Genomic DNA, 3318 nt, shown 5'->3' on the forward strand with positions numbered 1-3318 from the left:
GTCGGGCACGCTGTTGGGTGTCTGAGGGCACGGGCGATTTTGTCGTCAGTGTCTTCGGTTGCCGGCCCCGGTGAACTCGCCGCGTTATGCGGTGGGGTGGCGGGTGGCTGGTCGTTGTTTGAGAACTACACAGTGGACGCGAGCATCTGTGGCCAAGTTTTTAAGGGCGCACGGTGGATGCCTTGGCACCAGGAACCGATGAAGGACGTGGGAGGCCGCGATAGTCCCCGGGGAGTCGTCAACCAGGCTTTGATCCGGGGGTTTCCGAATGGGGAAACCCGGCAGTCGTCATGGGCTGTCACCCGCTGCTGAACACATAGGCAGTGTGGAGGGAACGAGGGGAAGTGAAACATCTCAGTACCCTCAGGAAGAGAAAACAACCGTGATTCCGGGAGTAGTGGCGAGCGAAACCGGATGAGGCCAAACCGTATGTGTGTGATACCCGGCAGGGGTTGCGCATGCGGGGTTGTGGGATCTCTTTACTGCGGTCTGCCGGCCGTGGGACGAGTCAGAAACCGTATGGATAGGCGAAGGGCATGCGAAAGGCCCGGCGTAGAGGGTAAGACCCCCGTAGCTGAAATTCATGCGGCTCGTTTAAGAGACACCCAAGTAGCACGGGGCCCGAGAAATCCCGTGTGAATCTGGCGGGACCACCCGTTAAGCCTAAATATTCCCTGGTGACCGATAGCGGATAGTACCGTGAGGGAATGGTGAAAAGTACCGCGGGAGCGGAGTGAAATAGTACCTGAAACCGTGTGCCTACAAGCCGTGGGAGCGTCGGAACATGAGATTCGTCTTGTGTTCTCGTGACTGCGTGCCTTTTGAAGAATGAGCCTGCGAGTTTGCGGTGTGTTGCGAGGTTAACCCGTGTGGGGAAGCCGTAGCGAAAGCGAGTCCGAACAGGGCGGTTTAGTAGCGCGCTCAAGACCCGAAGCGGAGTGATCTAGCCATGGGCAGGTTGAAGCGGCTGTAAGAGGTCGTGGAGGACCGAACCCACCAGGGTTGAAAACCTGGGGGATGACCTGTGGTTAGGGGTGAAAGGCCAATCAAACTCCGTGATAGCTGGTTCTCCCCGAAATGCATTTAGGTGCAGCGTCGTGTGTTTCTTGCCGGAGGTAGAGCACTGGATAGGCGATGGGCCCTACCGGGTTACTGACCTTAGCCAAACTCCGAATGCCGGTAAGTGAGAGCGCGGCAGTGAGACTGTGGGGGATAAGCTCCATGGTCGAGAGGGAAACAGCCCAGAGCATCGACTAAGGCCCCTAAGCGTACGCTAAGTGGGAAAGGATGTGGAGTCGCAGAGACAACCAGGAGGTTGGCTTAGAAGCAGCCACCCTTGAAAGAGTGCGTAATAGCTCACTGGTCAAGTGATTCCGCGCCGACAATGTAGCGGGGCTCAAGCGTACCGCCGAAGTCGTGTCAATCCAGCAATAACTCTAACGGGTGCTGGGTTGGGTAGGGGAGCGTCGTGTGCCGGGTGAAGCCGCGCCGGAAGGCAGTGGTGGACGGTACACGAGTGAGAATGCAGGCATGAGTAGCGATACACACGTGGGAAACGTGTGCGCCGATTGACTAAGGGTTCCTGGGTCAAGCTGATCTGCCCAGGGTAAGTCGGGACCTAAGGCGAGGCCGACAGGCGTAGTCGATGGACAACCGGTTGATATTCCGGTACCCGCTTTGAAGCGCCCAGTATCGAATCCTCTGATGCTAAGGCCGTGAAGCCGCCGGGCGAGTCTTCGGACGAGTTCGGAGTGGTGGAGCCGCTGAACCGAGGTGGTAGTAGGTAAGTGATGGGGTGACGCAGGAAGGTAGTCCAGCCCGGGCGGTGGTTGTCCCGGGGTAAGGGTGTAGCCCGTGTGGTAGGTAAATCCGCCGCACATTGAGGGTGAGACCTGATGCCGAGCCGATTGTGGTGAAGTGGATGATCCTATGCTGTCGAGAAAAGCCTCTAGCGAGTTTCAAGGCGGCCCGTACCCTAAACCGACTCAGGTGGTCAGGTAGAGAATACCGAGGCGTTCGGGTGAACTATGGTTAAGGAACTCGGCAAAATGCCCCCGTAACTTCGGGAGAAGGGGGGCCACATCCGGTGATGGGCTTTACGTCCTGAGCTGGGGGTGGCCGCAGAGACCAGCGAGAAGCGACTGTTTACTAAAAACACAGGTCCGTGCGAAGCCGTAAGGCGATGTATACGGACTGACGCCTGCCCGGTGCTGGAACGTTAAGGGGACCGGTTAGTGACCTTTCGGGGTTGCGAAGCTGAGAACTTAAGCGCCAGTAAACGGCGGTGGTAACTATAACCATCCTAAGGTAGCGAAATTCCTTGTCGGGTAAGTTCCGACCTGCACGAATGGCGTAACGACTTCTCGACTGTCTCAACCATAGGCCCGGTGAAATTGCACTACGAGTAAAGATGCTCGTTTCGCGCAGCAGGACGGAAAGACCCCGGGACCTTTACTACAGTTTGATATTGGTGTTCGGTTCGGCTTGTGTAGGATAGGTGGGAGACTTTGAAGCGGCCACGCCAGTGGTTGTGGAGTCGCTGTTGAAATACCACTCTGGTCGTGCTGGATGTCTAACCTGGGTCCGTGATCCGGATCAGGGACAGTGTCTGATGGGTAGTTTAACTGGGGCGGTTGCCTCCTAAAGGGTAACGGAGGCGCCCAAAGGTTCCCTCAGCCTGGTTGGTAATCAGGTGTTGAGTGTAAGTGCACAAGGGAGCTTGACTGTGAGACCGACGGGTCGAGCAGGGACGAAAGTCGGGACTAGTGATCCGGCGGTGGCTTGTGGAAGCGCCGTCGCTCAACGGATAAAAGGTACCCCGGGGATAACAGGCTGATCTTCCCCAAGAGTCCATATCGACGGGATGGTTTGGCACCTCGATGTCGGCTCGTCGCATCCTGGGGCTGGAGTCGGTCCCAAGGGTTGGGCTGTTCGCCCATTAAAGCGGTACGCGAGCTGGGTTTAGAACGTCGTGAGACAGTTCGGTCCCTATCCGCTGTGCGCGTAGGAGTCTTGAGAAGGGCTGTCCCTAGTACGAGAGGACCGGGACGGACGAACCTCTGGTGTGCCAGTTGTCCTGCCAAGGGCATGGCTGGTTGGCTACGTTCGGAAAGGATAACCGCTGAAAGCATCTAAGCGGGAAGCCTGCTTCGAGATGAGGACTCCCACCCCCTTTGAGGGGTTAAGGCTCCCAGTAGACGACTGGGTTGATAGGCCGGATCTGGAAGCCAGGTAACTGGTGGAGGTGACCGGTACTAATAGGCCGAGGGCTTGTCCATTGATGCTCGCGTCCACTGTGTTAGTTCTGAGGCAACGACC

Annotated in this window: 1 rRNA gene; it reads left to right on the forward strand. The window is 57.4% G+C overall.

What is annotated here, in order from left to right:
- Nucleotides 1–150 precede the first annotated feature (150 nt).
- Nucleotides 151–3278, forward strand: a 23S ribosomal RNA gene (locus tag ABZ714_RS34740).
- Nucleotides 3279–3318 lie beyond the last annotated feature (40 nt).

This window comes from Streptomyces sp. NPDC006798 (genome assembly GCF_040635975.1).
In the GTDB taxonomy this organism is placed as follows: Bacteria; Actinomycetota; Actinomycetes; order Streptomycetales; family Streptomycetaceae; genus Streptomyces.